The organism is Pseudomonas sp. Kh14 (assembly GCF_900291005.1).
GTDB lineage: Bacteria > Pseudomonadota > Gammaproteobacteria > Pseudomonadales > Pseudomonadaceae > Aquipseudomonas > Aquipseudomonas alloputida.
Window position 1 is genome coordinate 1 of sequence record NZ_OLKJ01000150.1, and the last position, 262, is coordinate 262.

Annotated in this window: 1 pseudogene; it reads right to left on the reverse strand. The window is 61.5% G+C overall.

Going from position 1 to position 262, the window contains the following annotated elements:
* Positions 1-208: pseudogene (locus tag FQ668_RS27640) on the reverse strand (hypothetical protein); the annotation flags it as partial.
* Positions 209-262: the final 54 nt, after the last annotated feature.

A 262-nucleotide genomic window follows, 5' to 3' on the forward strand; every position in this document is an offset into this window, starting at 1 on the left:
CGATCAGCCCGGTGGCGGCCGACTTGTCGAGCGCCAGGGCGCGGCTCAGATCGCCCGTCGGGCATCCGTCGTTGGTCAGGAGGTAATAGAGCGCTCTCGCCTGTGCCGCGGTTATGCCGGCGGCATCGATGAGGGACTGATCGAGCCTGGCGAACAGCCGGCTTCTCGCCTGGCCGATGAGAAAGATGAATCGTTCGTCCGTCTTCATGTATCACCCCGGAACGATATGATTATTCACGAGTATAGCCGTCAAGCTCCGCTC